Genomic DNA, 25173 nt, shown 5'->3' with positions numbered 1-25173 from the left:
GTCCTACTGGCGCTCGAGCGTCGCCCACAGGTGGGGCTGCAGGGGCTGGCCCATGGCGGCCATGTCGTAGGCGTACAGCAGCCGGCCCTCGACGTTGCCGTAGAGGCGCTTGCCGCCGACGTACTCCTTGGCGGTCGCGGTGCGCACCACCGCGTCGGTCGTCAGCTCGAGCTTGCCGCCCTCGGCCTCGCCGTACCAGACCTCGGCGAAGCCGGTGTTGTGCGTGAGCAGCAGCTCGACCTTGCCCTCGGGCCTGCAGCGCAGGAAGCCCGCCTCCTGCGCTGCCTCGCGCACCTTCTCGCCGTGGGAGTCGACGATCCAGGAGCGGGCGAAGTAGTGGAAGAACGGGCGGCCGTCGTGCGTGAAGACGAGCTCCTGGCCGTACTCGAACGGCTCGATCGTCGGGTAGTCACCCTTGCCCCGGCCACCCCACCGTCCCAGCAGCCAGGCGACCGGGGCGCAGTCGGGGTGCAGGTTGTCGGGGAGCTCGAACGGCATGACTCCCACTCTAGGGTGAGTGATATGACTCGCCCACTCGTCGTCAAGGTGACCTGCGGCTCCGACGAGCCGGAGCGGTGCAACCAGGGGTTGACCGTCGCCGCGACCGCCGTCAGCGCAGGCGCCGACGTGAGCCTGTGGCTGACCGGGGAGGGCGCGTGGCTGGGCGTGGCGGGGCGACCGGCGTTCGAGCTGCCGCACGCCGCCCCGGCGGCCGACCTCGTCGCGGCGGTCGCGGAGGGCGGCCGGGTCACGGTGTGCACCCAGTGCGCCCGGCGACGCGACATCACGGAGGCCGATCTGCTGCCGGGCGTGCGGATCGCGGGGGCCTCGGCGTACGTCGAGGAGGCGCTGGCCCTGGACGCGCAGGCTCTCGTCTACTGACCTGTCCCCTCCGCCAGACGCTCGAGAGGCCCTAGGCTGCACCACTGATGACTTCGAACGACCCGACTCCGACCCGCTGGTGGCAGCGCAAGGGCGAGCAGACGACCGAGGAGGGCGCGACGCCACCCGCGGCGCCGCCGACCGCGCCGCCCCAACGTCCGACCCAGCGCCCGACCGTCGCCGAGCCGGCCGTCCGCACGCCCGCGGACCTGCAGGCCGCGATCGAGCGCGCCGCGGAGCTGCGCCGCCGTGCCGAGCAGGCCGCGGCCGAGCAGGCCGCCGAGCGGCTGGTCGCCGAGGAGTCGGCCCAGGTCGCTGCTCGAGCCCGCATCGAGGCCGACCAGCGCGCGGCCGAGCACGCCGAGAAGGCGCAGGAGGCGTACGCCGCCCGCCAGGCCGCCGAGGAGGCCGGCGCCGCCCACGCGGAGGAGCGGGCCCGCCTGGAGGAGGCGGCGACCGAGGCCGTCCGGGCGCGGCAGGAGGCCGAGGAGGCCGCCCGCAAGCTCGTCGACTCCGCCAAGGTCGCGACCGCGCTCCGACTCGCCGCCGAGCAGGCCGCCGCGCAGCAGACCGTCGACCGGACGGCGGCCGAGGAGGCCGCCCGCGCTGCCGCCGAGCAGGCGGCCGGCGCCGACGAGGCCCGGGCCGCCGCCGAGGGGCGCGCCCGCGAGCACGCCGAGCAGGCGGCCGCCGCGCACGAGGCCCGGCTCGCGGCGGAGCAGGCTGCGCGGGACGCCGCGGCTGCCGCCGAGGAGTCGCTGAGGGAGCTCGCGTCGACCACCGAGCAGTCGCTCCGCGACACCGCCGCCGGGAGCGAGGGGTCGCTGCGCGAGCTCGCGTCGACCACCGAGCAGTCGCTCCGCGACACCGCCGCCGGGAGCGAGCAGTCGCTGCGCGACCTCGCCACCTCGACCGAGGATTCGCTGCGCGCGGCCCAGGCCTCGGCCGCGCAGGGCCTCCAGGACACGTCCGCCGCCACGCAGCAGTCGCTGCAGGAGGCCGCAGCCGGGGCCGAGGCGTCGCTCGCCGAGGCGACCGCCGCGGCCGAGGCGACGGTGCGCGCGGCCGAGGAGCGGGCACAGCAGGCCTTCGCCGACCGCGAGGTCGCCGAGGCACGCGCCGCCGACCTCGCCCGGGAGCTCGCCGAGGCGACCCGGGCGCACGACGACTTCGTGCGCGTCTCCCAGGAGTCCCGTGCGACGGCGGAGCAGGCGGCCGCCGACCAGGCCACCGCCCGCGCCGCCGCCGAGAGCGCCGCCGCCGAGGCGCTGGGCGCACGCACGACCGCCGACGAGGCCGCCGCCGAGCACGCGCGGCTCGCCGAGGAGGCGCACGCCGCCCGCACCGCCGCCGAGCAGACCGCCCGCGAGCAGTCGGCCGCGGCCGAGGCGGCCGGGGAGGCGCGCGTCCAGGCCGAGCAGGTCGCCGCCCGTCAGGCCGAGGCGACCGCAGCCGCCGCCGCGAGCGAGGAGGCGGCCCGTCGTACCGCTGCCGAGATGGCCGTGGCCCTCCAGGCCGCGCACGACGCCCGGATCGCGGCCGACGAGAACGCCCGCGACCAGGCCGCGCGCGCCGAGGAGGCCCACGCCGCCCGGCTGGCCGCCGAGGAGCAGGCCGCGGCCGCCGTCGCCGCCCGCGAGGAGGCCGAGGCGCAGGCCCGGGCCCAGATCGACGCCGCCGCGGCCGCCCACGGCGACCGGGTCGCCGCCGAGCGCGGCGCCGGCGAGGCCGCCGAGCGCGCCGAGCAGGCCCAGACCGCCCGCGAGCAGGCCGAGATGCGGGCGCGGGAGCAGGCCGAGGCCGCCGCCCACGCGGCGACCGACCAGACGACCGCCCACCAGCGCGCCGAGCAGCAGGCAGCGGCGGCCCAGCGTGCCCACGAGGAGCGCGTCGCCGCCGACACCCGCGCCCTGGAGCACGCGGCCGCGCGGGAGGCCGCCGAGCAGGCCGCCACGGAGGCGCTCGCGGCGCGTCGGGCCGCGGAGGAGGACGCGCGCACGCACGCCGAGCTCGCGGCCGCCGCCACCGCCGAGCGGCAGGAGGCCGAGCGCAGGCTCCGCGAGATCCTCGACAGCACCAGCGAGGCGACCGCACGCCAGTCCGAGGAGCTGCGGCAGGCGATCGCGGCCCGGGAGGCCGCCGAGCGCGAGGCCACCGAGCAGGCGCGGCTGCGCGCCGAGGCCGAGGCCGGCGCCACCCAGCGGGCGACCGACCGGAGCGCGGTCGAGGCCGCCGTACGCCACCAGGCCGAGATCGCCGAGGAAGCCATGCACGAGCGGGTCGCGGCCGAGGACAAGGCCCGCCAGCTCGCCCAGGAGCTCGAGCGGGTCAGCGCCGAGCTGCTGGAGCTCCAGAACCAGCGGCACTGGTGGCAGCGGAAGGGCTGACCGGCAGGGACTACGCCGGTGAGACCGCCAGGCCCGCCCGCAGCGCGGACGCGATCTCGGCGTTGGCGGCCGGGGAGGTGCGGCCGATCCCTACCACGTTGAAGAACCCGTGGATCTGGTCGGCGAACCTCCGCAGGTCCACCCGGACACCCGCAGCCTCGAGCTTGCGCGCGTAGGCCTCACCCTCGTCCCGGAGCGGGTCGAAGCCGGCGGTGGCGACGTACGCCGGGGCGAGTCCCGCGGGCAGGTCGGCGTACGTCGGGGAGACGCGTGGATCGCGGAGGTCGTGGTCGCGGATGTAGCTGGCGTTGGCGAGGTCCATGAAGGCCTGCGTGAGGTAGAACCCGTCGGCGAAGAGCCGCGCGCTCTCGGTGTCGCGCACCGCGTCGACCGCGGGGTAGACCAGCAGCTGGAAGGCCAGCGGCAGGTCCGCGCGCGCGGCCTCGATCGCGACGACCGCGGCGAGGTTGCCGCCGGCCGAGTCGCCGCCGACGGCGAGCCGGTCGCGGTCGGCGCCGAGGTCGCCGGCGTGGTCGACGACCCAGCGGTACGCCGCGACCGCGTCGTCGTAGGCCGCGGGGAACGGCTGCTCGGGGCCGAGCCGGTAGTCGATCGCCAGCACTCGCACGCCGGACCGCTCCGCGAGGAGACGGCACGCGGGGTCGTGCGAGTCCAGGTCGCCGTACATGAAGCCACCGCCGTGGAAGAACACCAGCAGCGCACCACGGTCGAGCGACGGCGTGTAGAGCCGGGCGCGGAGCCCGGCCACCGTCATCTCGCGCACCGATCCGATCGGCCGGTCCCCCGCGGCCAGGCGTGTGTGGCGCAGCACGGCCAGGCGACCCTCCGGGATCGGCAGCGTCTCGGCGCCCGCCTCGCGCGCCAGCCGCTGCATCCGCAGCATCAGCTGGGTGTCGACGGCCAGGGGCTCGCCGTCGATCACGACCGGGCGGCCGGCCAGCGCCCGCTGCAGTCGCGCCGGAAGCGCCATCGCGCCGTGCAGGGCCAGGGACTCGATCCGCTCGACAAGGCTCACGCGACGGCAACCTACCGATCGGGGCGAATCTCGCGTCACCCGCTGTTCACGGTTCGGTGCCACACTCGGACCATGACGATCGACAGCCTGCCGCCGGATGCCGTCGCCAGTCATGGGGAGGGCATCCCCGACCAGCCGTTCGACGTCGAGCCGCCGTACGAGCCCGACGACGAGGCGCTGGCGGCCGTCGAGAAGTACGCCGACCGGTTCCTCGACCGCGAGCTGTCGTGGCTGCGCTTCAACCAGCGGGTGCTGGAGCTGGCCGAGAACCCACAGCTGCCGCTGCTCGAGCGGGCTCGGTTCCTGGCGATCTTCACCAGCAACCTCGACGAGTTCTTCATGGTGCGGGTCGCCGGCCTCAAGCGCCGGATGGCCGCAGGGCTGGCCGTGGCCGCCGCCAGCGGGCTGATGCCGCGCGAGGTGCTCGACCAGATCCTCATCACCACCCGCGGGCTCGCGGAGCGGCAGGCGCGGATCTTCCGCGACGACGTCGTGCCGGCCCTGGCCGCCGCCGGCATCCAGCTGGTCCGCTGGCCCGACCTCGACCGCGAGGAGCAGCGGACGTGCAAGCGGCTCTTCAAGGAGCGCGTCTTCCCGGTGCTGACGCCGCTGGCGGTCGACCCGGCGCACCCGTTCCCCTACATCTCGGGCCTCTCGCTCAACCTCGCCGTGCTGATCCGCAACCCGAAGACCGGCAAGGAGCACTTCGCGCGCGTGAAGGTGCCGCCGATCTTCAGCCGGTTCGTCCCGGTCGGCAACCAGCGCTTCGTGCCGCTCGAGGACGTCATCGGCGAGCACCTCAAGCGCCTGTTCCCGGGCATGGACGTGCTCGAGGTGCACACCTTCCGGGTGACCCGCAACGAGGACCTCGAGGTCGAGGAGGACGACGCCGAGAACCTCCTCGCCGCCCTCGAGAAGGAGCTGCTGCGCCGCCGCTTCGGGCCGCCGGTGCGGCTGGAGGTCGAGGAGTCCATCGCCCCCCAGGTGCTCGAGCTGCTGATCTCCGAGCTCGGCATCTCGGAGGACGAGGTGTTCCGGCTGCCCGGCCCGCTCGACCTGCGCGGGCTCCACGACATCGCCGACCTGCCGCGCCAGGAGCTCAAGTACGCCGCGTTCGTGCCCTCGACGCACCCGCGGCTGGCGGAGGTCGAGTCGTCGGCTCCCGTCGACGTCTTCAAGGCGGCCAGGCGGCACGACGTACTCCTGCACCACCCGTACGACTCGTTCGCGACGTCGGTGCAGCGGTTCATCGAGCAGGCCGCCGCCGACCCGCACGTGCTCGCGATCAAGCAGACGCTCTACCGCACCTCCGGCGACAGCCCGATCATCGACGCCCTCATCGACGCGGCCGAGAGCGGCAAGCAGGTGCTGGTGATCGTCGAGATCAAGGCGCGCTTCGACGAGGAGGCGAACATCCGCTGGGCGCGCAAGCTCGAGCAGGCCGGCTGCCACGTCGTCTACGGCCTGGTCGGCCTCAAGACCCACTGCAAGCTCGCGATGGTGGTGCGCGACGAGGCCGACGGGATCCGCCGCTACACCCACATCGGGACCGGCAACTACAACCCGAAGACCTCGCGCCTGTACGAGGACATCGGGCTGATCACCACCGACGAGCGGATCGGCGAGGACGTCGCCCACCTCTTCAACAACCTGTCGGGATGGTCGCGCAACGCGAAGTACGACCAGCTCCTCGTCGCTCCCGACTCGGTGCGGTCCGGGCTGGTCGAGCAGATCCACCGCGAGATCGCGCACCACCAGGCGGGCCGGTCGGCGCGGATCCGGTTCAAGGCCAACTCCGTGGTCGACGAGGCGATCATCGACTCGCTCTACCTCGCCTCGCAGGCGGGCGTGCCCGTCGAGCTGCTCGTGCGGGGCATCTGCGCGCTGCGGCCCGGGGTACCCGGCCTGTCGGAGACGATCAAGGTGCGGTCGGTGCTGGGCCGCTACCTCGAGCACAGCCGGATCTTCTGGTTCGAGAACGCCGGCGAGCCCGTCGCGTGGATCGGCTCCGCCGACATGATGCACCGCAACCTCGACCGGCGCGTCGAGGTGCTGGTCCGGCTGCCCGGCGACGGCAACGTCTCCGCGATCGGCGATCTCCTCGACCTGGCGTTCGACGACGACACCAGCTCCTGGGACCTCGACAGCGAGGGCCTCTGGACGCGCAACCAGGGCAAGACCGATCTGCAGGACTCGCTCATCGAGGCGCAGCGCCGGCGCCGGTGACGCTGGACACGCTCCCACCCCGGGACCACCCCGCGCTTGCGCGATTCGGCAGGCGACCCCCTAGGCTGTTCGGCGGCCTTGTCCTCCTCATCAGGAGTTAACCGTGGGTTTGCGATTCCGCCCCGTCGACACCTCGTTCTACGACCTTCTCACCGAGTCAGCACAGCACCTCGTCACCGGCGCCTCGTTGCTCGCCGAGATGCTCGCCGACGGCGCCGACCACGACGACGTGGCCCGCCGGATGCGGGAGGCCGAGCACAACGCCGACGAGACGACGCACGCGATCGTCAAGCGGGTGAACTCGACCTTCGTCACGCCGTTCGACCGCGAGGACATCTACTCGCTGGCCTCGGGCCTGGACGACGTCATGGACATGATGGACGAGGTCGTCGACATGATCCTGCTCTACGAGGTCAAGCTGCTGCCGGCCGAGCTGTCCGGCCAGGTCGAGGTGCTCCAGCGCTGCGCGGAGCTGACCGCGGCATCGATGCCCAACCTCCGGTCGATGCAGTCGCTCGAGGAGTACTGGATCGAGGTCAACCGCCTCGAGAACGCCGGCGACAAGAACCACCGCCGCATCATCGCCAACATCTTCAGCGGCGACTTCAAGACCATCGAGGTGCTGAAGCTGAAGGACATCGCCGAGTCTCTCGAGGAGGCGATCGACGCGTTCGAGAAGGTCGCCAACACGGTGGAGCAGATCGCGGTCAAGGAGTCCTGACCCACCATGGACCTCGCGATCGTCATCGCGGTCGTCGTCGTTGCCCTGACGTTCGACTACACGAACGGCTTCCACGACGCGGCCAACGCCATCGCCACCTCGGTGTCGACGCGGGCGCTGACCCCGCGCATCGCGCTCGGCATGGCGGCGATCATGAACTTCGTCGGCGCCTTCCTCGGTCAGGAGGTCGCCAAGACGGTCAGCAGCGTGATCACGGTCCCCGATGACACACACGGCCTGGTGATCGTGATGGGCGGCCTCCTCGGTGCGATCGCCTGGAACCTGATCACCTGGTACTTCGGCCTGCCCTCGTCGTCCTCGCACGCCCTCATCGGCGGCCTCGTCGGCGCGGCCATCGCGTCCGGCTCGAGCGTCCAGTGGCACGTCATCCTGGACAAGATCGTCATCCCGATGATCGGCTCGCCGCTGTTCGGCTTCTTCGCGGCGTTCCTCCTGATGCTGGCGATCATGTGGATCTTCCGGAAGCGGAACCCGCACAAGGTCTACCGCGGCTTCCGCCTGGCCCAGACCGTCTCCGCCGCCGCGATGGCGCTCGGCCACGGCCTCCAGGACGCGCAGAAGACCATGGGCGTGATCTTCCTGGCCCTGCTCACCGGCGGCTACGTCTCCGCGGGCGACGACCTCCCGCTGTGGGTGATCTTCTCGGCCGCCGGCGCGATCTCCCTCGGCACCTGGTCGGGTGGCTGGCGGATCATGCGCACCCTCGGCCGCCGGATCATCCACCTCGACCCGGCCCGGGGCTTCGCGTCCGAGACCGTCGCCGCCGGCGTCCTCTACACCACGGCATTCGTCTTCGAGGCGCCGATCTCGACCACCCACACGATCACCTCCGCGATCATGGGCGCCGGCGCGACCAAGCGCTTCTCCGCCGTCCGCTGGGGCGTCGCCCGCTCGATCGTCGCCGCCTGGATCCTGACCTTCCCCATGGCCGGCATCGTCGCCGCGGCGTTCTACACCGTGATCCACCTGATCCTGGGTCAGTAGGGGTCGTCGGTGCTCGTGGGGCGGTGGGCCTCGCGGGCGGCTGCTGGCTGTAACGGGGTGTTGTGGCGTCTTCCGCGCCGTTGTGACGGGTGAGAAGTGGCCACAACACCCCGTTACAGCTGCGGCGACCCGAGGGCCTTGCAGTTGCCTTGCGAGATTCCGGCGAATTGGGCGACCGCCTTCTTGAGACCCGCCGCGTTAGATGACGGCATCAGGATGCAACCGCCGGGTCGTTGGGGGGCCGGCGGCTCCAGGGGGAGGGGACCCGATGCGCAGCAACACCGTTCGCCGCAACGCGACCAAGATCATGGCCAGCGTCGCGCTGGTCGCCGGGGCCGCCATGGTCGCCGGGATGGGCACGTTCGGTGCCTACACGGACACCACCACGGCCGATGCCGCGGTCAGCAGCGCCAAGGTCCAGATCCTCATGAACGGCGGCGACAACGGCGTCAGCGTGAACGCCAAGGACCTCCGGCCGGGCAGCGCGATCGTCGTCCCGGTCACCGTGACGCGAGGCGCCAACACCAGCCAGATCGACGACCTCCTCGTCCAGACCCGCGTCACGCAGAAGAACGCGTTCAGCGACGCCCTGCGTCTCAGCGTCGACACGTGCAGCGTCCCGTGGGTCGTGAGCGGCAGCCAGCTCACGTGCTCGGGCACCACCACTCTCGTCGCGAAGGACGCCCCGCTCGGCGACGTCCAGGGGTCGACGAAGTCCTGGGGAACGACCGCCAACTGGATCACGAGGCTGAACGAGGGCAACCCGGTCCACATCCGGGCGACGCTCGCCCTCCCGATGTCGGCCGGCAACGCGACGTCCGGCCTGAGCACCGACGTCAGCTGGTCGCTGACCGGCACGCTCGCCACCGGCGGCTCGACCGTCGTCACGCCGTCGGTCTCCTGACCACGCGCGAGGACTGACCGTCATGTCCGCCCGCGTGCTCGAGCTCCCGGTCGCCGGCGCTCACGCCCGGCACCGGAGCCGTACGCCGGTCGCACGCCGCGTCACCAGCGCGCTGATGACGCTGGTGCTCCTCACCGGAGCGGTGGCGTTCGTCGGCCTGGCGGTCGGCCCGCACCTGCTCGGCTACCGCACCGCGGTCATGCTCACCGGCTCGATGACCGGCACGATCGACACCGGCGACCTCGTCGTGTCGGTCCCCCGGCCCGCGGACGAGGTCGAGGTCGGCGACATCCTCACCTTCCACGCGCCGACGGCCGACCGCCACCTCGAGACCCACCGCGTCATCGCCGTCCGGCACACCGCGGACGGCGAGGTGGTCGTCCAGACCCAGGGCGACGCCAACGCGGCGCCGGACCCGTGGCGCGCCACGATCGAGGGCGACACCGTCTGGGAGACGCAGTACGTCGTGCCCCACGTCGGCAAGGCCGTCCAGGTGGTGCGCGGGACCGTCGTCCGGTACGGCGCCTTCTGGGTCGCGCTCGGCGGCGTGGTGCTGCTCGGCCTGAACCTGGTCTGGCGGCAGCCGGCCCACCGGGCGGGTGCCCGGAGCGCCGGACCGGAAGACGGGGACCGTCGACTCACGCTCGTCGAGTCGGAGCAGCGCCGATGATCACCGACGCGAGCGATTTCCGGCCCCTGGTGCCGCGGCGCCTGGTCTCGGCGGAGGCGAGCGCTGCCCTGGCCGGCCCGGGCACGCGCTTCCGCGCGGGCGACCTCGTCGAGGAGTCGGAGGGGACCGCCGGCGCGGTGCTGGTTCAGCTGGCGGCGCGCAAGCGGTAGCCCACGCCGCGCACGGTCTCCACGAACCGCACCTGCCCGCGCCGGTCGCCCAGCTTGCGCCGCAGGTTGCCCATGTGGACCTCGACGTGGTGGGTCTCCCCCCAGCTCTGGCCCCAGACCTCCTGCATCAGCAGGTTGCGCGACCACACCCGCGACGGCGCCCGCATCAGCGTGACCAGCAGGTCGAACTCGGTCGGCGTCAGCTCGATCTCCATGCCCGCGCAGGTGACCCGGTGGGCGTCGACGTCGACGACCAGGTCGCCGTGGCGCAGCACCTCGTGGTCGACCAGCTCGACGACCTTGCCGATCTCGTCGTAGGCCGGGACGTCCACGAGACGACGCGGCCGGCGGAACATCGCGTTGACGCGGGCCTTGAGCTCCCGGACGCTGATCGGCTTGGCCAGGTAGTCGTCCGCGCCGGTCTCGAGACCGATCAGCCGGTCGATCTCGTCGGCCTGCGCGGTCACCATGATCACGTAGGCGTCGGTCAGCGGGCGGATCCGCCGGCAGACCTCGAGACCGTCGATCCCGGGCAGCCCCACGTCGAGGGTCACGAGGTCAGGCGAGAGCTCGGTGACGAGGGCGACGCCGTGCTGGCCGTCGTTGGCGATCGTCACGTCGAAGCCCTGGGAGGTCAGGGCAGTCTCGAGGAGCGACGCGATGTCCACGTCGTCCTCGATCACGACTGCACTGCGCGGCACCCGTTCCCCCCCTGAGGCATGCAAAACGACACTTGTGACCGGTCCATCGGCCGTACGCCGGGGGACCTGAGGCGTCGCGGTCAGCCGATCTGGTGCGTCTCGGTCGCCACCACGGTGCCCTGGCGGAGGTGGACCACGACCATCCCGCCGGCCTCGAGCCCGGGATCCGGCAGGCCGAGCGCGTCGAAGACCGACGGCAGCACCGGCCGGTGCGTGCACAGGACCGCGGTGTCGTCGCCGGCGACGAGGGCGTCGACGGTCGCCAGCACCGACGCGTCGGTGGCGTCCTCCTCGCTGAGCCCGTCGTCGGGCTCGAGCCGCCAGCCGGTCGTGTCGGCGTACGGCGCGACGGTCTCCACGCAGCGGGCGCTGCTCGACGAGACGACGCGAGTCACGTCGAACGCCGCGAGCAGCGGCACCAGCAGCTCCGCCTGCGTGCGGCCGGCCAGCACCAGCGGCCGCAGGCGGTCGTCCTTCTTCCCCCAGCCCTTGCGCGACCGCGCGTGCCCGTGGCGCAGCACGATGACGGCATGCGTCTTGCGGCGCCGGGGCCGCGCCTCCTTGAGCGTCGCCCGGTCGCGCTCGTAGGTGAGCCGATCCATCGCCTCGTCGTACGCCACCCACTCGACGGCGTCGATCTCGGCGTTGGGGCGGTACGACGAGACGTCGTCGTCACCGACCGCCCGACCGATCCAGTAGGACACGTGCTTGGTGCGGCCCCCGCTCACGGGGTAGCGCTGCGGCGCGAGCGGCGGCCCCAGCCGGACGTGCAGCCCGGTCTCCTCCGCGACCTCGCGGACGGCGGCCGTCGCAGCGTGCTCGCCCCGGTCGAGCTTGCCCTTGGGGAAGGACCAGTCGTCGTAACGCGGGCGGTGGACGAGCAGCACCCGCTTGCCCGGGCGGAAGACGACGGCGCCGGCAGCGAGGACGTCCTTCGCGGGCATGACGCTAGTGTCACACCGACCGAGCCCCGATGAGGAGAGCAGTCCCCAGGTGTCGAGACGTGTGACGACCCTCGTGGTCGCCGTGCTCGTGGTCGCCCTGCTCGCCGCGGCGGCGCTCGTCGGCGTGCGGTGGTGGCGCGACCGCGGCCGGACGACGTTCGAGGAGGCCACGGCGTACGCGCCGCCGGACTCCGAGCGGCTGTCGTGGACCGACTGGTCGGCGGTCCGCGAACGGGTCGGTGGGATCGACGCCGACTCGTCGGGCGCGGACGTCGAGCGCTTCCTCGACGACGCCTTCGACGACGACCTGACCTCGGCGACGGCGCTCGTGGAGTCGGCGCCAAAGCTGCAGGACGACCTCGGGTTCTCCCCCGCCTCCGTGGAGTGGGAGCTGTTCAGCCAGTCGGGCGAGGGCGCCGTCGTCATCATGCGGCTGCCCGAGGAGTCCGACGTCGACGACGTCGCCGACCGCCTGGAGTCGAACGGCTTCGAGGAGCCGTCGTCCGACGACGGGGTCTGGACGGGCGACAGCGCGCTGCCGAAGATCGGCGCGAACCTCACGCCGGAGCTCCAGTACGTCGCGCTCGACGCCGACCGGCGGCTGGTGCTCACCAGCGACCGGGCCGGCTACCTCGAGCAGGTGGTCGAAGGCCTCGACGGCGACGGACCGTCCGAGGCGGTGCAGGACGTCGTCGGCGCGTCCGGGGAGCCGCTGTCGGCCGCGGTGTACGACGGCGACCACGCGTGCCGGGAGCTCGCGATGAGCCAGGCCGGGGTCGACGACCAGGACGCCGCGGACCGCCTGGTGGCGGAGGCCGGTGACGTCGACCCGCTGGCGGCGTTCGCGATGTCGGTGCAGCCCGGCGGCGACGTACGGGTGGTGATGGGGTTCGCCGACGACGACCAGGCCCAGACCAACGCCGACACCCGGGCGACCCTCGCCGCCGGCCCGGCGCCCGGCCAGGGCGGCGACTTCTCCGACCGGTTCACCGTCGAGTCGACGACCGCCGACGGCGACCTCGTGACCCTCGACCTCGCGCCGGTCGACGGCTCCTACGTGTTCTCGGACCTGTCGACCGGGCCGGTGCTCTTCGCGACCTGCTGAGGGAAGGTCGGGTCAGACGAGCTCGTAGCCCGCTTCCTCGACGGCGGCGGCGACGGCCGTACGGTCGAGCGGGGCGTCGCTGGTCACGGTGACCCGGCCGGTCTCCAGCTCGACGTCGACGTCGCGGACGCCCTCGACGGAGGAGACCTCCTCCCGGACGGCGGCGACGCAGTGACCGCAGGTCATGCCGGTGACGTGCAGCTCCGTGCTGGTCATGACTTCACCAGCCGGCTGATCGCCTCGACGGCCTCGTCGATCTTCGCCTTGGCCTCGTCGTCGCTGGACCGGGCCGCGTCTACCACGCAGTGGGAGAGGTGCTCCTCGACGAGCCCGATCGAGACCGCCTGGAGCGCCTTCGTCATGGCCGAGACCTGGGTGAGGATGTCGATGCAGTACTGCTCCTCCTCGACCATGCGCTGGAGGCCGCGGGCCTGGCCCTCGATCCGGCGCAGGCGGCGGAGGTAGTCATCCTTGCGATGGATGTACCCGTGCTGGTGCTCGCTCATGGGAGCATGATACCCCTGTGGGGTATCAGGATCCTAGTCAGGACTCCTGGCGGGGCTCGGGGACGACCCCGAGGATCCGGTCGATCTCGTCGACCGAGAGGGGTCCGTCGGTCTCACTGGCCGCAATGATCAGATTGGTCGTGAGCTCGACTTCACCGAGGAGGTCGGAGTCCTCGAGGGAGATGTCGAACTGGTCCTGCACGTGTTCACTCCCGATGCGCGTCGTCGTGGCTGCCCTCCACACAACGCCAAGCGTGCCCGACGGTCACGAGAAACAAACGCCAGAGCCGAAATCTGACCCGTCCGGGTCACCCGGGGTGCTCCGAGTGGACGGCCCCAAATTGATGAGAGGCCCCACCCGTAGGGGTGGAGCCTCTCGCGACGTCCGTGCAGGACGGCGTCAGATCACAGCGGGCGGACGTTCTCCGCCTGCGGGCCCTTCGGGCCCTGGGTGACCTCGAACTCGACCTTCTGGTTCTCGTCGAGGGACTTGTAGCCCTGCGACTGGATGGCCGAGTAGTGGACGAAGACGTCGTCGCCGCCGCCGTCCTGAGCGATGAAGCCGAAGCCCTTCTCGGCGTTGAACCACTTAACGGTGCCCTGAGCCATGTGCTCGTTACTCCTCTGTCGGGGCGAGAGACCGCCACTTCGACGGTCCCGCACCAGGTGCGGGTGACACGTCGCTCCGACTTCGCGTGAGTGGCAGGCCCACGAAAGAGGAAACGCCGTTGGATCACAAACTCCGCGGGCGTCAGACCTGCTGGAACTTGCACCTGTTGCGTGGCACACGTTACCAATCCCGGCTCCGGAGGAAACCGCCTCCGTCTGGTTTTTCTCACGTCGCGGATGAAGGTTGTGCTAAGCGCGCGTAACCGGGGGCGAGAGGAGGACCGGAAATAGAAACAAGCCGCGCTGGCGTCTCGGGTCACCAGCGCGGCTTGTAGGAGAAACTCTAGCCAGCCGGCAGGCCGCACCCAAGGCATTCCCGGACGTCTTGAGGAAACCTTGCAGATGCCCCGGCCCGGCCGGCGGCCGGCTCCGGACCAGCCCTGCTCGGTCCGCCCCCGGCGGGGCGAGGCAGTGGCGCAGACACGTGACCGCGCGAGAGCCTGTGGGCATGGTCTCGGAGGTGAATCGGGCGCCCGACGAGGAGCTGGAAGCCGTCGTCGAGGCACCCTGGGCGATCCCGCCGACCGCCGTGCTCACCGCCGTCGCCAGCACCGCCGGCGGACTGGACGCGGCGGAGGTCGAGCGCCGCACGGAGCGGTTCGGCCCCAACCGGCTGGCGCCACCGAAGCGGCCGCCGTGGTGGCGGCGCGTGCTGGCCCAGTTCGACGACATCCTGATCTACATCCTGCTGGTGGCGGCCGCCGCCAAGGCGGTCCTGGCCGACTGGGTCGACTTCGCGGTCATCCTCGCCGTCGCGGTCATCAACGCGCTCATCGGGTTGATCCAGGAGGGCCGCGCGGAGCGTGCCCTGGACGCGATCAAGGAGATGCTGTCGGTGCGGGCGCAGGTCGTCCGCTCGGGCACGGTGGCCGACGTGGACGCCGACGTGCTCGTGCCCGGTGACGTTGTACGCCTGCGCTCGGGTGACCGGGTGCCGGCCGACGTGCGGCTGCTCGAGGCGACCGGGCTCCAGGCCGAGGAGTCGGCGCTCACCGGCGAGTCGGTGCCGTCGGCGAAGGACGTCGCCGAGGTCCCCGCGGACGCCGGGCTGGGCGACCGGCGGAGCATGGTCTTCTCCGGCACCCTGATCGTCGCCGGCACGGGTACCGGGGTCGTCACCGCCACCGGGCAGAGCACCGAGATCGGCAAGATCCAGACGATGATCTCGCAGGTCGAGGGCATGGAGACGCCCCTGACCCGCTCGCTGGACGCGCTCGGCAAGAAGCTCGCGGTGGTCATCCTCGTGATGGCCCTGGTCATGATCCTGATCGGGCGCGGTCTGCACGACTTCTCGGCCTCACGGCTGCTCAGCGCGGCGATCGGCTTCGCGGTCGCGGCCGTCCCGGAGGGCCTCCCCGCGCTGGTCACGATCACGCTCGCCCTGGGCGTGCAGCAGATGGCCCGCCGGCGTGCGATCACCCGCCGCCTCCCGTCGGTCGAGACGCTCGGCGCCGTCTCGACGATCTGCTCGGACAAGACCGGCACCCTGACCCGCAACGAGATGACGGCGCGGATGGTGCGCACCATGGGCGCCCGCTTCGAGGTCAGCGGCCTGGGCTACGAGCCCCACGGGCAGGTGACGCTGGGACCCGAGGTGGTCACGGTCGCCGACCGGCGGGACCTTTCGCGGCTGATCGAGGACATGGCGATCTGCAACGACGCGACCGTCGTCGAGGACGGCGACCAGTGGCGCGTCGTGGGCGAGCCGACCGAGGGCGCCCTCGCCGTACTCGCCCCCAAGGCGGGGTTCGCGGCCGGCGCCTGGCGGCGGATCGCGGTGGTGCCGTTCGACCCGGCGACGAAGTACATGGGCGTGCTCGCCAGCGACCCGAACGGCGCTCCCCGGATCCTCGTGAAGGGCGCGCCGGACCGGGTCCTCGAGCGCTGCACCACCCAGACCGGGCCGGACGGCGGGTCCGAGCCGCTCGACCGGGAGCTCTGGGAGTCGCAGATCGACGAGATCGGCCTCGCCGGCCTGCGGGTGCTCGCCGCCGCCCACGCACCTGCCGACCCGTCCGCCACGACGCTGTCGCACGACGACCTCGAGGGCGGGCTCGAGCTGGCCGGGCTCGTCGGCATCGTCGACCCGCCGCGGCCGGAGGCCGTCGAGGCGATCGCCATGTGCGGCACCGCCGGGGTGCGGGTCAAGATGATCACCGGCGACCACGCGGGTACGGCGCTCGCGATCGGCCGGGAGATGGGGATCGTGCCCGACGCCGACAGCCCGGTGCTGACGGGCGCCGAGCTGGAGGCGATGTCGACCGACGAGCTCCGCGCCGTCGTGCGCGAGGTCGACATCTTCGCCAGGACCAGTCCCGAGCACAAGCTCCGCATCGTGGCGGCGCTCCAGGCGCACGGCGAGATCGTCGCCATGACCGGCGACGGAGTCAACGACGCACCCGCGCTGACTCGTGCGGACGTCGGGGTCGCGATGGGCATCAAGGGCACGGAGGCGACCAAGGAGGCCGCCGACATCGTGCTCGCCGACGACAACTTCGCCACGATCGAGCGGGCCGTGGAGGAGGGGCGGCGCATCTACGACAACGTGCGCAAGTCGCTGCTCTTCCTGCTGCCCACCAACGGCGCGCAGTCGCTGGTCATCCTCGTCGCGGTGCTCTTCGGCCTGACCATGCCGCTCGAGCCGGTGCAGGTGCTGTGGATCAACATGGTCACGGCCGTGACCCTCGCGCTGGCGCTCGCCAACGAGCAGGCCGAGCCGGACATCATGGCCCGCCCGCCCCGGCGGTCGCAGGAGTCGATCGTGCCCGCCTGGGCGCTGCGCCGCATCACGCTCGTCGCGGTGCTGATCGGCGGTGCCGCCATGGCTGTCTTCTACTACGAGTACGACCGCGGCGTACCTCTCGCCGAGGCGCAGACCACCGCCGTCACCATGCTCGCGCTCGGGCAGCTCGCGTACCTCTTCAACTGCCGCTTCATCGACCGGTCCAGCGTCACCTTCGACGTGCTCCGCGGCAACCGCGCCGTCTGGTGGGCGGCCGCAGCGATGATCGCGCTCCAGGCGCTCTTCGCCTACGCGCCCTTCGCCCACACGGCGTTCGGCTCCGCCGCGATCGACCTGCGGGCGTGGCTGCTCACCACCGCCCTGGCTGTCCTGGTCTTCCTGCTGACCGAGATCGCCAAGTGGGTGAACCGGGTGCGCTCGCGGCGCGTGGCACCGGCCCACGCAGCGCAGGACTGAGCGTGCCCGGGTGTCGAGCCGCCGCGGCCGACGGTGACATCGTTCCGCCGGCCACAGGCTCACCCTTGGGTTTCGGCACGACCGGCTCGAACCTGAGCAACCGCGGGGGACGGATCGACTCCCGTGGCCCGGACGCTCGCCCGGCAGGTAGGGTCTCCGCGATCAGGCTGGTGGAACTACATCGTCGTCCCGACGGTTCTCCCACCGAGGTCCTGATCTCCCCGGGCCTCTAGCTCAATTGGCAGAGCAGCGGACTTTTAATCCGCGGGTTGTGGGTTCGAGTCCCACGGGGCCTACCGAGCGCCTGTGTGATTTCGGTTGATGGGTGACACCTACTTCGGCTGATCGGTGACACTCCCGTATGAGGGAGTTGAGCGTGGCTGAGCAGCGGTATCAGGCTGTGTTGGCGGTGATCAGCGGCGGTGAGACGGTCACCGACGTGGCGGCCCGGTTCGCGGTGTCCCGCAAGACCGTGCATGGCTGGTTGGCCCGGTACGAGGCGGGCGGTCTGGAGGGGTTGACGGACCGGTCGCACCGGCCGCGGTCGTGTCCGCACCAGATCTGCAGCGAGGTCGAGGCTGCGATCGCGACGATGCGGACGGCGCATCCCTCGTGGGGGCCGCGGCGGCTGGTCTCGTCCTGCAGTTCTATGACGGCGATCAGCTGCTGCGCACCGAGCAGCGCACCAGCCGCGGGGAGGTGAGAGTCAAACGCGCACAGATCCCCGGCGGCCAACGAGCCCACCGGGACTAACCTGACCAGCGAGTGTCACGGATCAACCGAAGTAGATCCATCACCCAACAACCGAAGTAGTTCAGGCCTACCGAGCGCCGATCACCAGCCCGGCGTGCCCGCGGACATACTCCAGAAGGGCTACTTCTGGCCCCAGTTTCTCGCCAAGGGCTACCGGTGCGTAGCGGAGTCGCCTAACCTCGGGCCAGTTGAACCGTCGGTGACCCGAGACGCCGGCGGTTCACTCCATTTCCGGGACGTGTCGATCCAGTATCGGCGCTTGCCGTTGCGCGAGTCCTCGTAGACCCCGCCGCAGCGCTCGATCGTCAGCCGCGATCCGTCGTTGTCCTCGTCGCAGGTGACGAGGACGCGGTCGATCCCGAGGTCGGCCGAGGCGGCCAGGCTGAGCTCGAGGGCGCGCGCGGCGTGGCCCTGCCGGCGTCGGGACGGGCGTACGGCGTACCCGACGTGGCCGCCCTCCTCGAGCAGCCAGGCGTTGAGCGTGTGCCGGAGCGCGAGGAAGCCGACCACCTGGCGGTCGGCGCCGACGCCTTCGGTGATCCAGAAGTAGGAGCAGTGCACCTTGTCATCAGACAGCACCGTGGCGTGGTCGGCCTGCGCGAGCAGGTGCTCGACGACCGCCCGGCAGCCGGCCTCGGTGACGTCGAGCGTGTCGAACTCCCACAGCCCCGCACCGTGCACGTGCTGCTCGCCGGCGGCGTGGAACTCGCCGATGGTCTCGGCCCACGAGGCGGCGAGGGTGACGTCGGGGCGATCGAGCGAGGTCATGCCCCATTCCATCAAATGGAACGTGTTCTAGGATCGCCCGGTGGCCGGCTACGAACGCGACGAGATGACCGCCGAGCAGATCGAGCAGCAGAAGGCGGTCTACGGCCCGTTCACCCAGGCAGTGCGCAAGCTCGTCGACGCGACGATCCGCACCGAGGTCGACGACGACGAGATCCGCGCGGTCCAGGCCGAGGTCGAGGGCATCGTCGCGCGCCTGCGCCGGTCACAGCTCGAGGGGTCGTACGGCGTGCGCTTCGGCCGCACCGGGCGCGGTCGGCCCTGGGGCAACACGGTGGTCGGGCTGCGCAACGCGGTCGCTCCCCCGCTGGTCGTCGAGCGCGACGACACGGGTCGGGCGTGGTGCGACTTCCACCTGGGCGCGGCGTACGAGGGCCCGCCCGGGCTGGTGCACGGCGGTGTCTCCGCGCTGATCCTCGACCAGATGCTGGGTGAGGCGGCGGGCGCGGGCGGGAAGCCCGGGATGACCGCGACGCTCACGCTGCGCTACCGGCGCGGCACCCCGCTGGGCGACCTGCGCGCCGAGGCGTGGATCGAGCGCAGCGAGGGCATCAAGACGTGGGCGCGCGGGCAGGTCAGCGACGCCGAGGGCGTCACGGTCGAGGCCGAGGGCCTCTTCATCCTCCCGCGCTGGGCGCGCGAGGCGATGGCGGCACAGGAGTCGACGCCGACGTACTTCGAGTGACGTCCGCTCGTCGGCCGACGCCGCAACAACGCCAGCAGCCCGGCTCAGACCCGCTGCTCGGCGGGTACGCCGCGCTCGCCGGCGTCGGTGAGCCGCGCCTCCTCCTCGGCGCGCTCCTCGAGCTCGGCCCGTCGGGTCGTCTCGAGCATCGCGCGGGCGGCGTCGTAGGCGCCCGGGTCGGACACCAGGTCGGCGGCGCCGCGCTTGAGCCGGCTGAGCGCGCTGCGCGCGAAGATCTGCTGCTCGGTGGTGGTGCGCTCGGAGCGGCCGCGGCCGATGAACGAGACGAACCAGTGCAGCAGCGCGGTGATCCGGTTCTTGAACCCGGTGATGTAGATGAGGTGCAGCGCCAGCCACATCAGCCAGGCGATCACGCCGGTGAACCGGAGCTTGCCGATCAGCGCGACCGCGCGGAACCGGCTGATGATCGCCATCGAGCCCTTGTCGAAGTAGCGGAAGGGGCCCTGAGACGGCTTCGACTTCAGGCGGTTGTCGATCTCCTTGGCGGCGTACTTGGCGCCCTGGATCGCGACCTGTGCGACGCCGGGGAGGTTGTCGAGCGAGATCATGTCGCCGACCACGAACACGTCGGGGTGGCCGGGCAGCGTGAGGTCGGGGTTGACGGCGATCCGGCCTGCGCGGTCGAGCGGGGCGCCGGTCTGCTCCGACAGCGTGCGCCCGAGGGGGTTCGCCGCGACGCCGGCGGCCCAGATCTTGGTGACGCTGTCGATCCGCTCGACGCGGCCGTCCTTGAACTTCATCTCGATGCCGCGCTCGTCGACGTCGGTCACCATCGCGCCGAGGATGACCTCGACGCCGAGCTTCTCGAGCTCGACCTTGGTCTTCTCGCCGAGCTTCCGGCCGAACGGCGGCAGCACCTGCGGCGCCGCGTCGACGAGGATCACGCGCGCGTGGCGGGTGTTGATCGCCCGGAAGTCCTTCTTGAGCGTGCGGTGGGCGAGCTCGGCGATCTGGCCGGCCATCTCGACGCCGGTCGGGCCGGCGCCGACGACCACGAAGGTCAGCAGGTGGTCGATGTTCTCGCCGCGGCTGGCGCCGAGCTCGGCCATCTCGAACGCGCCGAAGATGCGGCCGCGCAGCTCGAGCGCGTCGTCGATGCTCTTCATGCCGGGCGCGAACTCGGCGAAGTGGTCGTTGCCGAAGTAGGACTGGCCGGCGCCGGCGGCCACGATCAGGGAGTCGTACGCCGTGACGGTCGAGCGCCCCAGCACCTGGGACGTGACGGTGTGGGCGTCGAGGTCGATCGCGGTGACCTCACCGAGCAGCACCTTGGCGTTGTCCTGGCCGCTGAGGATCTCGCGGGTCGGCGGCGCGATCTCGCCCTGGGAGAGGATGCCGGTGGCGACCTGGTAGAGCAGCGGCTGGAAGAGGTGGTGGGTGGTCTTCGCGACCATCGTCACCTCGACGTCGGAACGCCGCAGTGCCTTGGTGCCGAAGAGCCCGCCGAACCCGGAGCCGATCACCACGACCCGGTGCTTGCCGGTGGACTGCTGGGACACCTCGGGGCTGGGCAACGTTGCCATCACGGACCTTTCACTACCGCTTCGGGATCGTGCTGGGAAAACACGCTCCGCGGTACCCATTGTTCCGTTCACGACCCGGATCGGCGTAATCCGGGGGCATCTCGTCCGTCACATCGAAGTCGGGCCACCAGTTTCGTTGCGCAAAGAGGACTGGACCGCCGAAAATCAACTGTGGCGACGAGGTTTCGGTGCAAATTCGCAGGGGTAGAGGCCCCGCGATGGCGCACCCTGATCAGGTGTGCCCTGATCAGCACTCCGTGGAGACGACCGTGCCGCTGAACAGGCCCGCCCTGTCCCTGGGCCCGGGTCCACGCGGCGTGCAGGACGCGCGCCGTTGGGTCGTCGGCACCTGCCACGACATCGGCCGCAACGACCTCGACGAGTGCGCGGAGCTCGGCGTCTCCGAGCTGGTCACCAACGCCCTGCTGCACGCCCGGCCGCCGCTGTCGGTGCGGGTCCGGGGCACCCGCGAGCACCCGCGCGTCGAGGTCCGCGACGGCTCCACGGAGGTGCCGCCGATGCCGAGCCTCGGCCCCCGCGAGGAGAACGACCTGCTGCTCACGTTCGGGCGCGGTCTCGGCATCGTCGCGCGCTGCTCGACCGCGTGGGGCGTCGACGTCGAGGAGGACGGCAAGACGGTCTGGTTCGCTCCCTCGACCCGGCCGGGCGGCGAGCCGGTCCTGGGCCGGGTGACCGGCGAGCTGCCGGCACCCCGGCGGACGCCCTCTCCCGACGAGATGCGCATCGACATCGTCGGCGTACCGCTGCGGCTCTTCGTGGAGTTCCAGCGGCACTACCGCGAGCTGCGCCGCGAGGTCCGGCTGCTGGCGCTCGCGCACGAGTCCGACTACCCGCTGGCGAAGGACCTCTCCGACCTCTTCGGCTCGCTCGAGCGGGACCTCCGCGAGGGCATCGGCGCCGACCAGATCGAGCGCGCGCTCGGCTCGGGCGCGGCGACCGCGGACCTCCACGTCGCCATGCCGCACCAGACCGCGGCCACGATCGGACGCTTCATCGAGCTGCTCGACCTGGCCGACGCGTTCTGCCGCGAGGAGCGGCTGCTGTCGCTGGCCCGGACCCAGGACCAGCGGCGCTTCCAGCGCTGGTTCCTGAGCGAGTTCGTGCGGCAGGAGCGCGGCGAGCCGGCGCTGTCGTGGAAGGATGCGCCCGTGTCGCGACCCCAGAGCAGCGTGTCCTGACGTTGGACGCTCCGATGTCGCGGCTGATCGCCGCGGTCGCGGTCGGCGGCGCCGTCGGAGCCCTGATCCGGTGGTGGCTCACCGAGGCGTTCCCCTCCGCCACCGACGCCTTCCCGTGGACGACGTTCGCGATCAACGTGAGCGGATCGTTCGTGCTGGCCCTCCTGCCCGGCATCGGTGCGGTACGTCGCAACCGGGTGCTCGCGGTCGGACTCGGGCCGGGCGTGCTCGGCGGCTACACGACGCTCTCGACGTACTCCGAGCAGACCCGCGCCCTCCTCGCGCACGGCGAGACGATCACGGCGGGCTGCTACGTGCTCGGCACCCTCGCGGCCTGCCTGATCGCCGTGGCCGTCGCCGACCACTGGTCGACCGGGCAGCAGCGCGGCATCTTCGAGGACGAGGGCGGAGACGAATGATCCCGGTCCTGGTCGCCCTCGGCGCCGCGGGCGGCGCGACCCTGCGCTTCCTGTTCGGCACGTGGTTCGACGCCGGCTGGCACCGCGGCACGTTCCTGGCCAACGTGCTGGGCTCGTTCCTGCTCGGCCTCTTCTCCGCGCTCGCGCTCGACGGTCACGCGTTCGCGCTGCTCGGCACCGGCTTCTGCGGCGGCTTCACGACGTACTCGTCCTTCGCTGTGCAGAGCCACGGCCACGGCCTGCGAGGCGGAGCGGCGTACGTCGTCGCGACGATCGGGCTCGGCCTGGGAGCCTGCACGCTGGGCTGGCTGCTCGCAGCCTGACGGCTGGGTCTCGACCCGCTCCGTCGCGGCTTCGCAAGCTCAGCCGCAGTCGCTTGCTCGACCACCAACGATCCGGGCCGCTGGCGCGTCCCGGATCAGGCATAGCCCAGGTCGTGCAGCCGCCGGTCGTCGATGCCGAAGTGGTGGGCGACCTCGTGCACGACGGTGATCCGCACCTCGTCCTCGAGCTGCTCGACGCTGTCGCACATGTCGAGGAGCGGGTTGCGGAAGACGAAGATCCGGTCGGGGAGGTCCATCATCGCACCGCCCCACCGCTCGGTCAGCGCGACGCCGTCGTACAGGCCGAGGAGGTCGTCGGGCTCGCCCTCGGGCGGCTCGGCCTCGACGAGGACGACGACGTTGCGCACGAGCGCGGCGATCTCGTCGGGGATGCCGTCGAGCGCGCGGTCGACGAGCGCGTCGAAGTCCTCGGGCGACATCTCCACCGGCATGGCGACATTGTGGCCCCGCCCCGGAAATGACGTGCGAAATGACGGATGCCCCGGACCAGTGGTCCGGGGCATCTGCGTCATGCTGATGGCGACCCCGACGGGACTCGAACCCGCGGCCTCCGCCGTGACAGGGCGGCGCGCTAACCAACTGCGCTACGGGGCCAGGCACTTCCTTGCGGAAGCGGTGGAACTCTAACCCACCCTCCTCCAACCTTCACAATCGGCGGCGGGCACTCTCCGGACGTCGCTCCGGACTCGGCACCCCCAACCGGATTCGAACCGGCGCTACCGCCGTGAAAGGGCGGGGTCCTGGGCCGCTAGACGATGGGGGCCTTGACGCACGCAGCAGCATAGGACGCAGCGCAACCGCAGCACGAACCAGCGGCCGCGACGCGGACGCTCAGTCGCACGTGGCCTTCGCGTCGTCGGCGGCCTTGCGGCCGGCGTCGAGCGCGGACGCCACCTGGTCGGCCGTGAGCACGTACGCCGTGTCGGGGTTCTCCCGCGAGAACGCCACGACGACCCCGAGCACCCGGCCGTCCGGGGCGACCATCGGGCCTCCGGAGTTGCCCGGGCGCACCTTCGTGCGCACCGCGTACGCCGAGTGGTCGTAGCGGCCGTCGCCGTAGATGTCGGCCGACTGCCAGTCGAGCTGCTCGCGCACGCGCGCCGGGGTGAGCTTGAGCGGACCGTTCTCCGGGAAGCCGATCACCGCCGCGGGGTCGCCCCCGTCGGCCGACGCGAACGCCAGGTCGACGCCGGACAGCCCGGGCACGGCGAGCACCGCGACGTCGTGGGTCGGGTCACAGAACACGACCGTCGCCGGCAGCCTCCCACCCTTCGCGTCGACCTCGATCCCGTCCGCGCGGGCGACGACGTGGGCCGCGGTCATCAGCCGCTCGGGGGCGACCAGGAAGCCCGTGCCCTCCGACCCGAACATGCCCGCGTCGTGGGTGAGGATGCGCCAGACCGACTTCGAGGCACGCTCCACCCCGACCTCGTCGACCACGTCCGCCGGCGGCGCCGGCACGTCCAGGATCTCCTCGGCGGTCAGCACGTCGACGTACCGCGGGAAGTCGGTGCGGTCGCCGAGCTCCTCGAACCGGCCGGCGATCAGGTGGCTCAGCGGCATCCGGCCGTCGAGCTGGCGGAGCACGCTCGAGCCGTTCGCGGCCGCGGACAGGTGCGGCAGGACCGACCCGGCGAGGGCGACGCCGACGAGCCAGCTGAAGCCGAGCCCCGTCAGCACCCCGAACACCGCACCCGCCGTGCGGTCCAGCCACGGCACGGGCCGCCACGACGACCGGGTGCGCACCCGCTGCTCGAGCCGGAGCACCAGGTAGCGGCCCACGGCGGCGCAGCCCACGACCACGCAGACCGAGATCAGGCCGAGCCACCACGACAGGCCGACGCCCTGGAACGCCAGCGGCACCACGACCAGGCCGATCGCCGTCCCGAGGAGGACGCCCACCAAGGCCCAGAGCGCCCGCACGAGACCGTCGCGGTAGCCCAGCACGCCGACGAGGGCCACGGCCACGAGGATCGCCGCGTCGAAGAGCGTCACCGGGACGCCCCGCACGCGTGGTCGCCGATGCGGGGCCCGCGATCGACGGCATGTATGCTTCCAGCCGTCCGGGACCTCCCGGGCGTGGGCAGGTAGCTCAGTTGGTACGAGCGTCCGCCTGAAAAGTGGAAGGTCGGCGGTTCGACCCCGCCCCTGCCCACCACCGAGCACGCAGGGCTCTGACCTGCAGGGAGGCCCCCGTCGCGAACCGGCGGGGGCCTCTTCATCTCTGCAGGGTGGCAGCGGCGTCCGCGCCTGTCGATGGCCCGAATTCACCATCCCCGCCGGGCGTCGGAGCCCTCAGGAGTCGGCCGGCCCCGCCG

26 protein-coding genes, 4 tRNA genes and 1 pseudogene are annotated in these 25173 nt (G+C 72.0%); 17 read left to right on the top strand and 14 right to left on the bottom strand.

Annotation, left to right across the window (positions count from 1 at the left end; genetic code table 11):
* Positions 1–3: 3 nt before the first annotated feature.
* On the bottom strand, positions 4–498 hold the full coding sequence (locus ACFQQI_RS03165) for an FABP family protein (RefSeq protein WP_378557796.1): 495 nt from the start codon (positions 496–498) through the stop codon (positions 4–6).
* A 24-nt stretch (positions 499–522) separates the two neighbouring features.
* Between ACFQQI_RS03165 and ACFQQI_RS03160 the strand changes: the two genes are divergently transcribed.
* Both ACFQQI_RS03160 and ACFQQI_RS03155 read left to right on the top strand, forming a co-directional pair.
* Positions 523–882, top strand: a complete 360-nt coding sequence (locus tag ACFQQI_RS03160; RefSeq protein ID WP_378557793.1) for a DsrE family protein — start codon at positions 523–525, stop codon at positions 880–882.
* Positions 883–929: 47 nt separating this feature from the next.
* Entirely contained in the window at positions 930–3269 is a 2340-nt protein-coding gene (locus ACFQQI_RS03155) for a hypothetical protein (protein ID WP_378557790.1), read from the top strand.
* 10 nt (positions 3270–3279) lie between these two features.
* Here ACFQQI_RS03155 and ACFQQI_RS03150 read toward each other — a convergent pair whose 3' ends face one another.
* A complete protein-coding gene (locus ACFQQI_RS03150; RefSeq protein ID WP_378557787.1) occupies positions 3280–4305 on the bottom strand; it encodes an alpha/beta hydrolase in 1026 nt (341 codons plus the stop codon).
* Between the two features lie 72 nt (positions 4306–4377).
* Between ACFQQI_RS03150 and ACFQQI_RS03145 the strand changes: the two genes are divergently transcribed.
* The 6 genes from ACFQQI_RS03145 to ACFQQI_RS03120 all read left to right on the top strand — a co-directional run bounded on the left by ACFQQI_RS03145 (position 4378) and on the right by ACFQQI_RS03120 (position 10001).
* Positions 4378–6531, top strand: coding sequence for an RNA degradosome polyphosphate kinase (locus tag ACFQQI_RS03145; protein ID WP_378557784.1), 2154 nt, complete (start codon positions 4378–4380; stop codon positions 6529–6531).
* Positions 6532–6634: 103 nt separating this feature from the next.
* The gene (locus tag ACFQQI_RS03140) at positions 6635–7252 is read left to right on the top strand and encodes a DUF47 domain-containing protein (RefSeq protein WP_378557781.1); all 618 of its coding nucleotides are present in this window, start codon (positions 6635–6637) and stop codon (positions 7250–7252) included.
* 6 nt (positions 7253–7258) lie between these two features.
* Positions 7259–8257: an anion permease gene (locus ACFQQI_RS03135; protein ID WP_378557779.1), complete on the top strand. Its 999-nt coding sequence runs from the start codon at positions 7259–7261 to the stop codon at positions 8255–8257.
* A 268-nt stretch (positions 8258–8525) separates the two neighbouring features.
* Complete coding sequence (locus ACFQQI_RS03130; RefSeq protein ID WP_378557776.1) at positions 8526–9161, top strand: hypothetical protein; 636 nt, start codon at positions 8526–8528, stop codon at positions 9159–9161.
* Between the two features lie 22 nt (positions 9162–9183).
* Positions 9184–9831 carry a signal peptidase I gene (locus tag ACFQQI_RS03125; RefSeq protein WP_378557773.1) on the top strand — a complete coding sequence of 216 codons (648 nt, stop codon included), beginning with the start codon at positions 9184–9186 and terminating at the stop codon, positions 9829–9831.
* Positions 9828–10001 (top strand): hypothetical protein, encoded by a 174-nt coding sequence (locus ACFQQI_RS03120; RefSeq protein WP_378557770.1) that lies wholly within the window; start codon positions 9828–9830, stop codon positions 9999–10001. The genes ACFQQI_RS03125 and ACFQQI_RS03120 overlap by 4 nt, the downstream gene beginning before the upstream one ends.
* On the opposite strand, the gene ACFQQI_RS03115 is transcribed toward ACFQQI_RS03120, so the two are convergent.
* The gene (locus ACFQQI_RS03115; RefSeq protein WP_378557768.1) at positions 9977–10702 is read right to left on the bottom strand and encodes a response regulator transcription factor; all 726 of its coding nucleotides are present in this window, start codon (positions 10700–10702) and stop codon (positions 9977–9979) included. The genes ACFQQI_RS03120 and ACFQQI_RS03115 overlap by 25 nt on opposite strands.
* A gap of 80 nt (positions 10703–10782) precedes the next feature.
* Entirely contained in the window at positions 10783–11646 is an 864-nt protein-coding gene (locus tag ACFQQI_RS03110; RefSeq protein WP_378557766.1) for an NUDIX domain-containing protein, read from the bottom strand.
* Positions 11647–11695: 49 nt separating this feature from the next.
* On the opposite strand from ACFQQI_RS03110, the gene ACFQQI_RS03105 reads away from it, so the two are divergent.
* Positions 11696–12751, top strand: coding sequence for a hypothetical protein (locus ACFQQI_RS03105; RefSeq protein WP_378557763.1), 1056 nt, complete (start codon positions 11696–11698; stop codon positions 12749–12751).
* 12 nt (positions 12752–12763) lie between these two features.
* On the opposite strand, the gene ACFQQI_RS03100 is transcribed toward ACFQQI_RS03105, so the two are convergent.
* From ACFQQI_RS03100 to ACFQQI_RS03085, 4 genes are all read right to left on the bottom strand, one after another.
* Complete coding sequence (locus ACFQQI_RS03100) at positions 12764–12967, bottom strand: heavy-metal-associated domain-containing protein (protein ID WP_378557760.1); 204 nt, start codon at positions 12965–12967, stop codon at positions 12764–12766.
* Positions 12964–13257, bottom strand: coding sequence for a metal-sensitive transcriptional regulator (locus ACFQQI_RS03095; RefSeq protein WP_378557757.1), 294 nt, complete (start codon positions 13255–13257; stop codon positions 12964–12966). The genes ACFQQI_RS03100 and ACFQQI_RS03095 overlap by 4 nt, the downstream gene beginning before the upstream one ends.
* A gap of 37 nt (positions 13258–13294) precedes the next feature.
* Complete coding sequence (locus tag ACFQQI_RS03090) at positions 13295–13459, bottom strand: hypothetical protein (RefSeq protein ID WP_378557754.1); 165 nt, start codon at positions 13457–13459, stop codon at positions 13295–13297.
* A 203-nt stretch (positions 13460–13662) separates the two neighbouring features.
* Positions 13663–13866, bottom strand: a complete 204-nt coding sequence (locus ACFQQI_RS03085; protein ID WP_157342116.1) for a cold-shock protein — start codon at positions 13864–13866, stop codon at positions 13663–13665.
* Between the two features lie 508 nt (positions 13867–14374).
* On the opposite strand from ACFQQI_RS03085, the gene ACFQQI_RS03080 reads away from it, so the two are divergent.
* The 3 genes and pseudogenes from ACFQQI_RS03080 to ACFQQI_RS03070 all read left to right on the top strand — a co-directional run.
* The gene (locus tag ACFQQI_RS03080; protein WP_378557750.1) at positions 14375–17125 is read left to right on the top strand and encodes a cation-translocating P-type ATPase; all 2751 of its coding nucleotides are present in this window, start codon (positions 14375–14377) and stop codon (positions 17123–17125) included.
* Between the two features lie 223 nt (positions 17126–17348).
* Positions 17349–17421, top strand: a tRNA-Lys gene (locus ACFQQI_RS03075).
* Positions 17422–17486: 65 nt separating this feature from the next.
* A pseudogene (locus ACFQQI_RS03070) lies at positions 17487–17759 on the top strand (helix-turn-helix domain-containing protein); the annotation flags it as partial.
* Between the two features lie 269 nt (positions 17760–18028).
* Here the strand turns inward: ACFQQI_RS03070 and ACFQQI_RS03065 are convergent.
* A complete protein-coding gene (locus ACFQQI_RS03065; RefSeq protein WP_378557748.1) occupies positions 18029–18646 on the bottom strand; it encodes a GNAT family N-acetyltransferase in 618 nt (205 codons plus the stop codon).
* A gap of 40 nt (positions 18647–18686) precedes the next feature.
* On the opposite strand from ACFQQI_RS03065, the gene ACFQQI_RS03060 reads away from it, so the two are divergent.
* A complete protein-coding gene (locus tag ACFQQI_RS03060; protein WP_378557747.1) occupies positions 18687–19349 on the top strand; it encodes a PaaI family thioesterase in 663 nt (220 codons plus the stop codon).
* Between the two features lie 44 nt (positions 19350–19393).
* Here the strand turns inward: ACFQQI_RS03060 and ACFQQI_RS03055 are convergent, their stop codons facing one another.
* Complete coding sequence (locus tag ACFQQI_RS03055; protein WP_378557746.1) at positions 19394–20893, bottom strand: NAD(P)/FAD-dependent oxidoreductase; 1500 nt, start codon at positions 20891–20893, stop codon at positions 19394–19396.
* 269 nt (positions 20894–21162) lie between these two features.
* Here ACFQQI_RS03055 and ACFQQI_RS03050 point away from each other — a divergent pair, with 269 nt between their 5' ends.
* From ACFQQI_RS03050 to ACFQQI_RS03040, 3 genes are read left to right on the top strand one after another with little or no spacing between them, the layout of a single operon-like run.
* Complete coding sequence (locus tag ACFQQI_RS03050) at positions 21163–22092, top strand: ATP-binding protein (protein WP_378557745.1); 930 nt, start codon at positions 21163–21165, stop codon at positions 22090–22092.
* A gap of 14 nt (positions 22093–22106) precedes the next feature.
* Positions 22107–22511 carry a CrcB family protein gene (locus ACFQQI_RS03045; RefSeq protein WP_378557744.1) on the top strand — a complete coding sequence of 135 codons (405 nt, stop codon included), beginning with the start codon at positions 22107–22109 and terminating at the stop codon, positions 22509–22511.
* Positions 22508–22834, top strand: a complete 327-nt coding sequence (locus ACFQQI_RS03040; RefSeq protein WP_378557743.1) for a fluoride efflux transporter FluC — start codon at positions 22508–22510, stop codon at positions 22832–22834. The genes ACFQQI_RS03045 and ACFQQI_RS03040 overlap by 4 nt, the downstream gene beginning before the upstream one ends.
* Positions 22835–22929: 95 nt before the next feature.
* Here ACFQQI_RS03040 and ACFQQI_RS03035 read toward each other — a convergent pair whose 3' ends face one another.
* The 4 genes from ACFQQI_RS03035 to ACFQQI_RS03020 all read right to left on the bottom strand — a co-directional run bounded on the left by ACFQQI_RS03035 (position 22930) and on the right by ACFQQI_RS03020 (position 24850).
* Positions 22930–23286, bottom strand: a complete 357-nt coding sequence (locus ACFQQI_RS03035) for a metallopeptidase family protein (protein ID WP_378557740.1) — start codon at positions 23284–23286, stop codon at positions 22930–22932.
* 86 nt (positions 23287–23372) lie between these two features.
* Positions 23373–23449 (bottom strand) — tRNA-Asp (locus tag ACFQQI_RS03030).
* A gap of 96 nt (positions 23450–23545) precedes the next feature.
* Positions 23546–23618 (bottom strand) — tRNA-Glu (locus ACFQQI_RS03025).
* A 68-nt stretch (positions 23619–23686) separates the two neighbouring features.
* Complete coding sequence (locus ACFQQI_RS03020; protein ID WP_378557737.1) at positions 23687–24850, bottom strand: MarP family serine protease; 1164 nt, start codon at positions 24848–24850, stop codon at positions 23687–23689.
* 86 nt (positions 24851–24936) lie between these two features.
* Here ACFQQI_RS03020 and ACFQQI_RS03015 point away from each other — a divergent pair.
* Positions 24937–25013: transfer RNA gene (locus tag ACFQQI_RS03015), tRNA-Phe, on the top strand.
* The last annotated feature ends 160 nt before the right edge of the window (positions 25014–25173 follow it).

Origin of the sequence: Nocardioides sp. GCM10030259 (genome assembly GCF_042666375.1) — a bacterium.
GTDB lineage: Bacteria > Actinomycetota > Actinomycetes > Propionibacteriales > Nocardioidaceae > Nocardioides.
Note: the sequence above shows the minus strand (reverse complement) of the source record. Positions and strands in the feature narration are given on the sequence as shown.

Coding starts and splice junctions, on each gene's coding strand:
- ACFQQI_RS03055 (WP_378557746.1), bottom strand. CDS start 20,893: ATGGCAACGTTGCCCAGCCCCGAGGTGTCCCAGCAGTCCACCGGCAAG.
- ACFQQI_RS03085 (WP_157342116.1), bottom strand. CDS start 13,866: ATGGCTCAGGGCACCGTTAAGTGGTTCAACGCCGAGAAGGGCTTCGGC.
- ACFQQI_RS03125 (WP_378557773.1), top strand. CDS start 9,184: ATGTCCGCCCGCGTGCTCGAGCTCCCGGTCGCCGGCGCTCACGCCCGG.
- ACFQQI_RS03045 (WP_378557744.1), top strand. CDS start 22,107: ATGTCGCGGCTGATCGCCGCGGTCGCGGTCGGCGGCGCCGTCGGAGCC.
- ACFQQI_RS03165 (WP_378557796.1), bottom strand. CDS start 498: ATGCCGTTCGAGCTCCCCGACAACCTGCACCCCGACTGCGCCCCGGTC.
- ACFQQI_RS03080 (WP_378557750.1), top strand. CDS start 14,375: ATGGTCTCGGAGGTGAATCGGGCGCCCGACGAGGAGCTGGAAGCCGTC.
- ACFQQI_RS03130 (WP_378557776.1), top strand. CDS start 8,526: ATGCGCAGCAACACCGTTCGCCGCAACGCGACCAAGATCATGGCCAGC.
- ACFQQI_RS03120 (WP_378557770.1), top strand. CDS start 9,828: ATGATCACCGACGCGAGCGATTTCCGGCCCCTGGTGCCGCGGCGCCTG.
- ACFQQI_RS03065 (WP_378557748.1), bottom strand. CDS start 18,646: ATGACCTCGCTCGATCGCCCCGACGTCACCCTCGCCGCCTCGTGGGCC.
- ACFQQI_RS03110 (WP_378557766.1), bottom strand. CDS start 11,646: ATGCCCGCGAAGGACGTCCTCGCTGCCGGCGCCGTCGTCTTCCGCCCG.
- ACFQQI_RS03095 (WP_378557757.1), bottom strand. CDS start 13,257: ATGAGCGAGCACCAGCACGGGTACATCCATCGCAAGGATGACTACCTC.
- ACFQQI_RS03135 (WP_378557779.1), top strand. CDS start 7,259: ATGGACCTCGCGATCGTCATCGCGGTCGTCGTCGTTGCCCTGACGTTC.
- ACFQQI_RS03155 (WP_378557790.1), top strand. CDS start 930: ATGACTTCGAACGACCCGACTCCGACCCGCTGGTGGCAGCGCAAGGGC.
- ACFQQI_RS03160 (WP_378557793.1), top strand. CDS start 523: ATGACTCGCCCACTCGTCGTCAAGGTGACCTGCGGCTCCGACGAGCCG.
- ACFQQI_RS03035 (WP_378557740.1), bottom strand. CDS start 23,286: ATGCCGGTGGAGATGTCGCCCGAGGACTTCGACGCGCTCGTCGACCGC.
- ACFQQI_RS03145 (WP_378557784.1), top strand. CDS start 4,378: ATGACGATCGACAGCCTGCCGCCGGATGCCGTCGCCAGTCATGGGGAG.
- ACFQQI_RS03040 (WP_378557743.1), top strand. CDS start 22,508: ATGATCCCGGTCCTGGTCGCCCTCGGCGCCGCGGGCGGCGCGACCCTG.
- ACFQQI_RS03100 (WP_378557760.1), bottom strand. CDS start 12,967: ATGACCAGCACGGAGCTGCACGTCACCGGCATGACCTGCGGTCACTGC.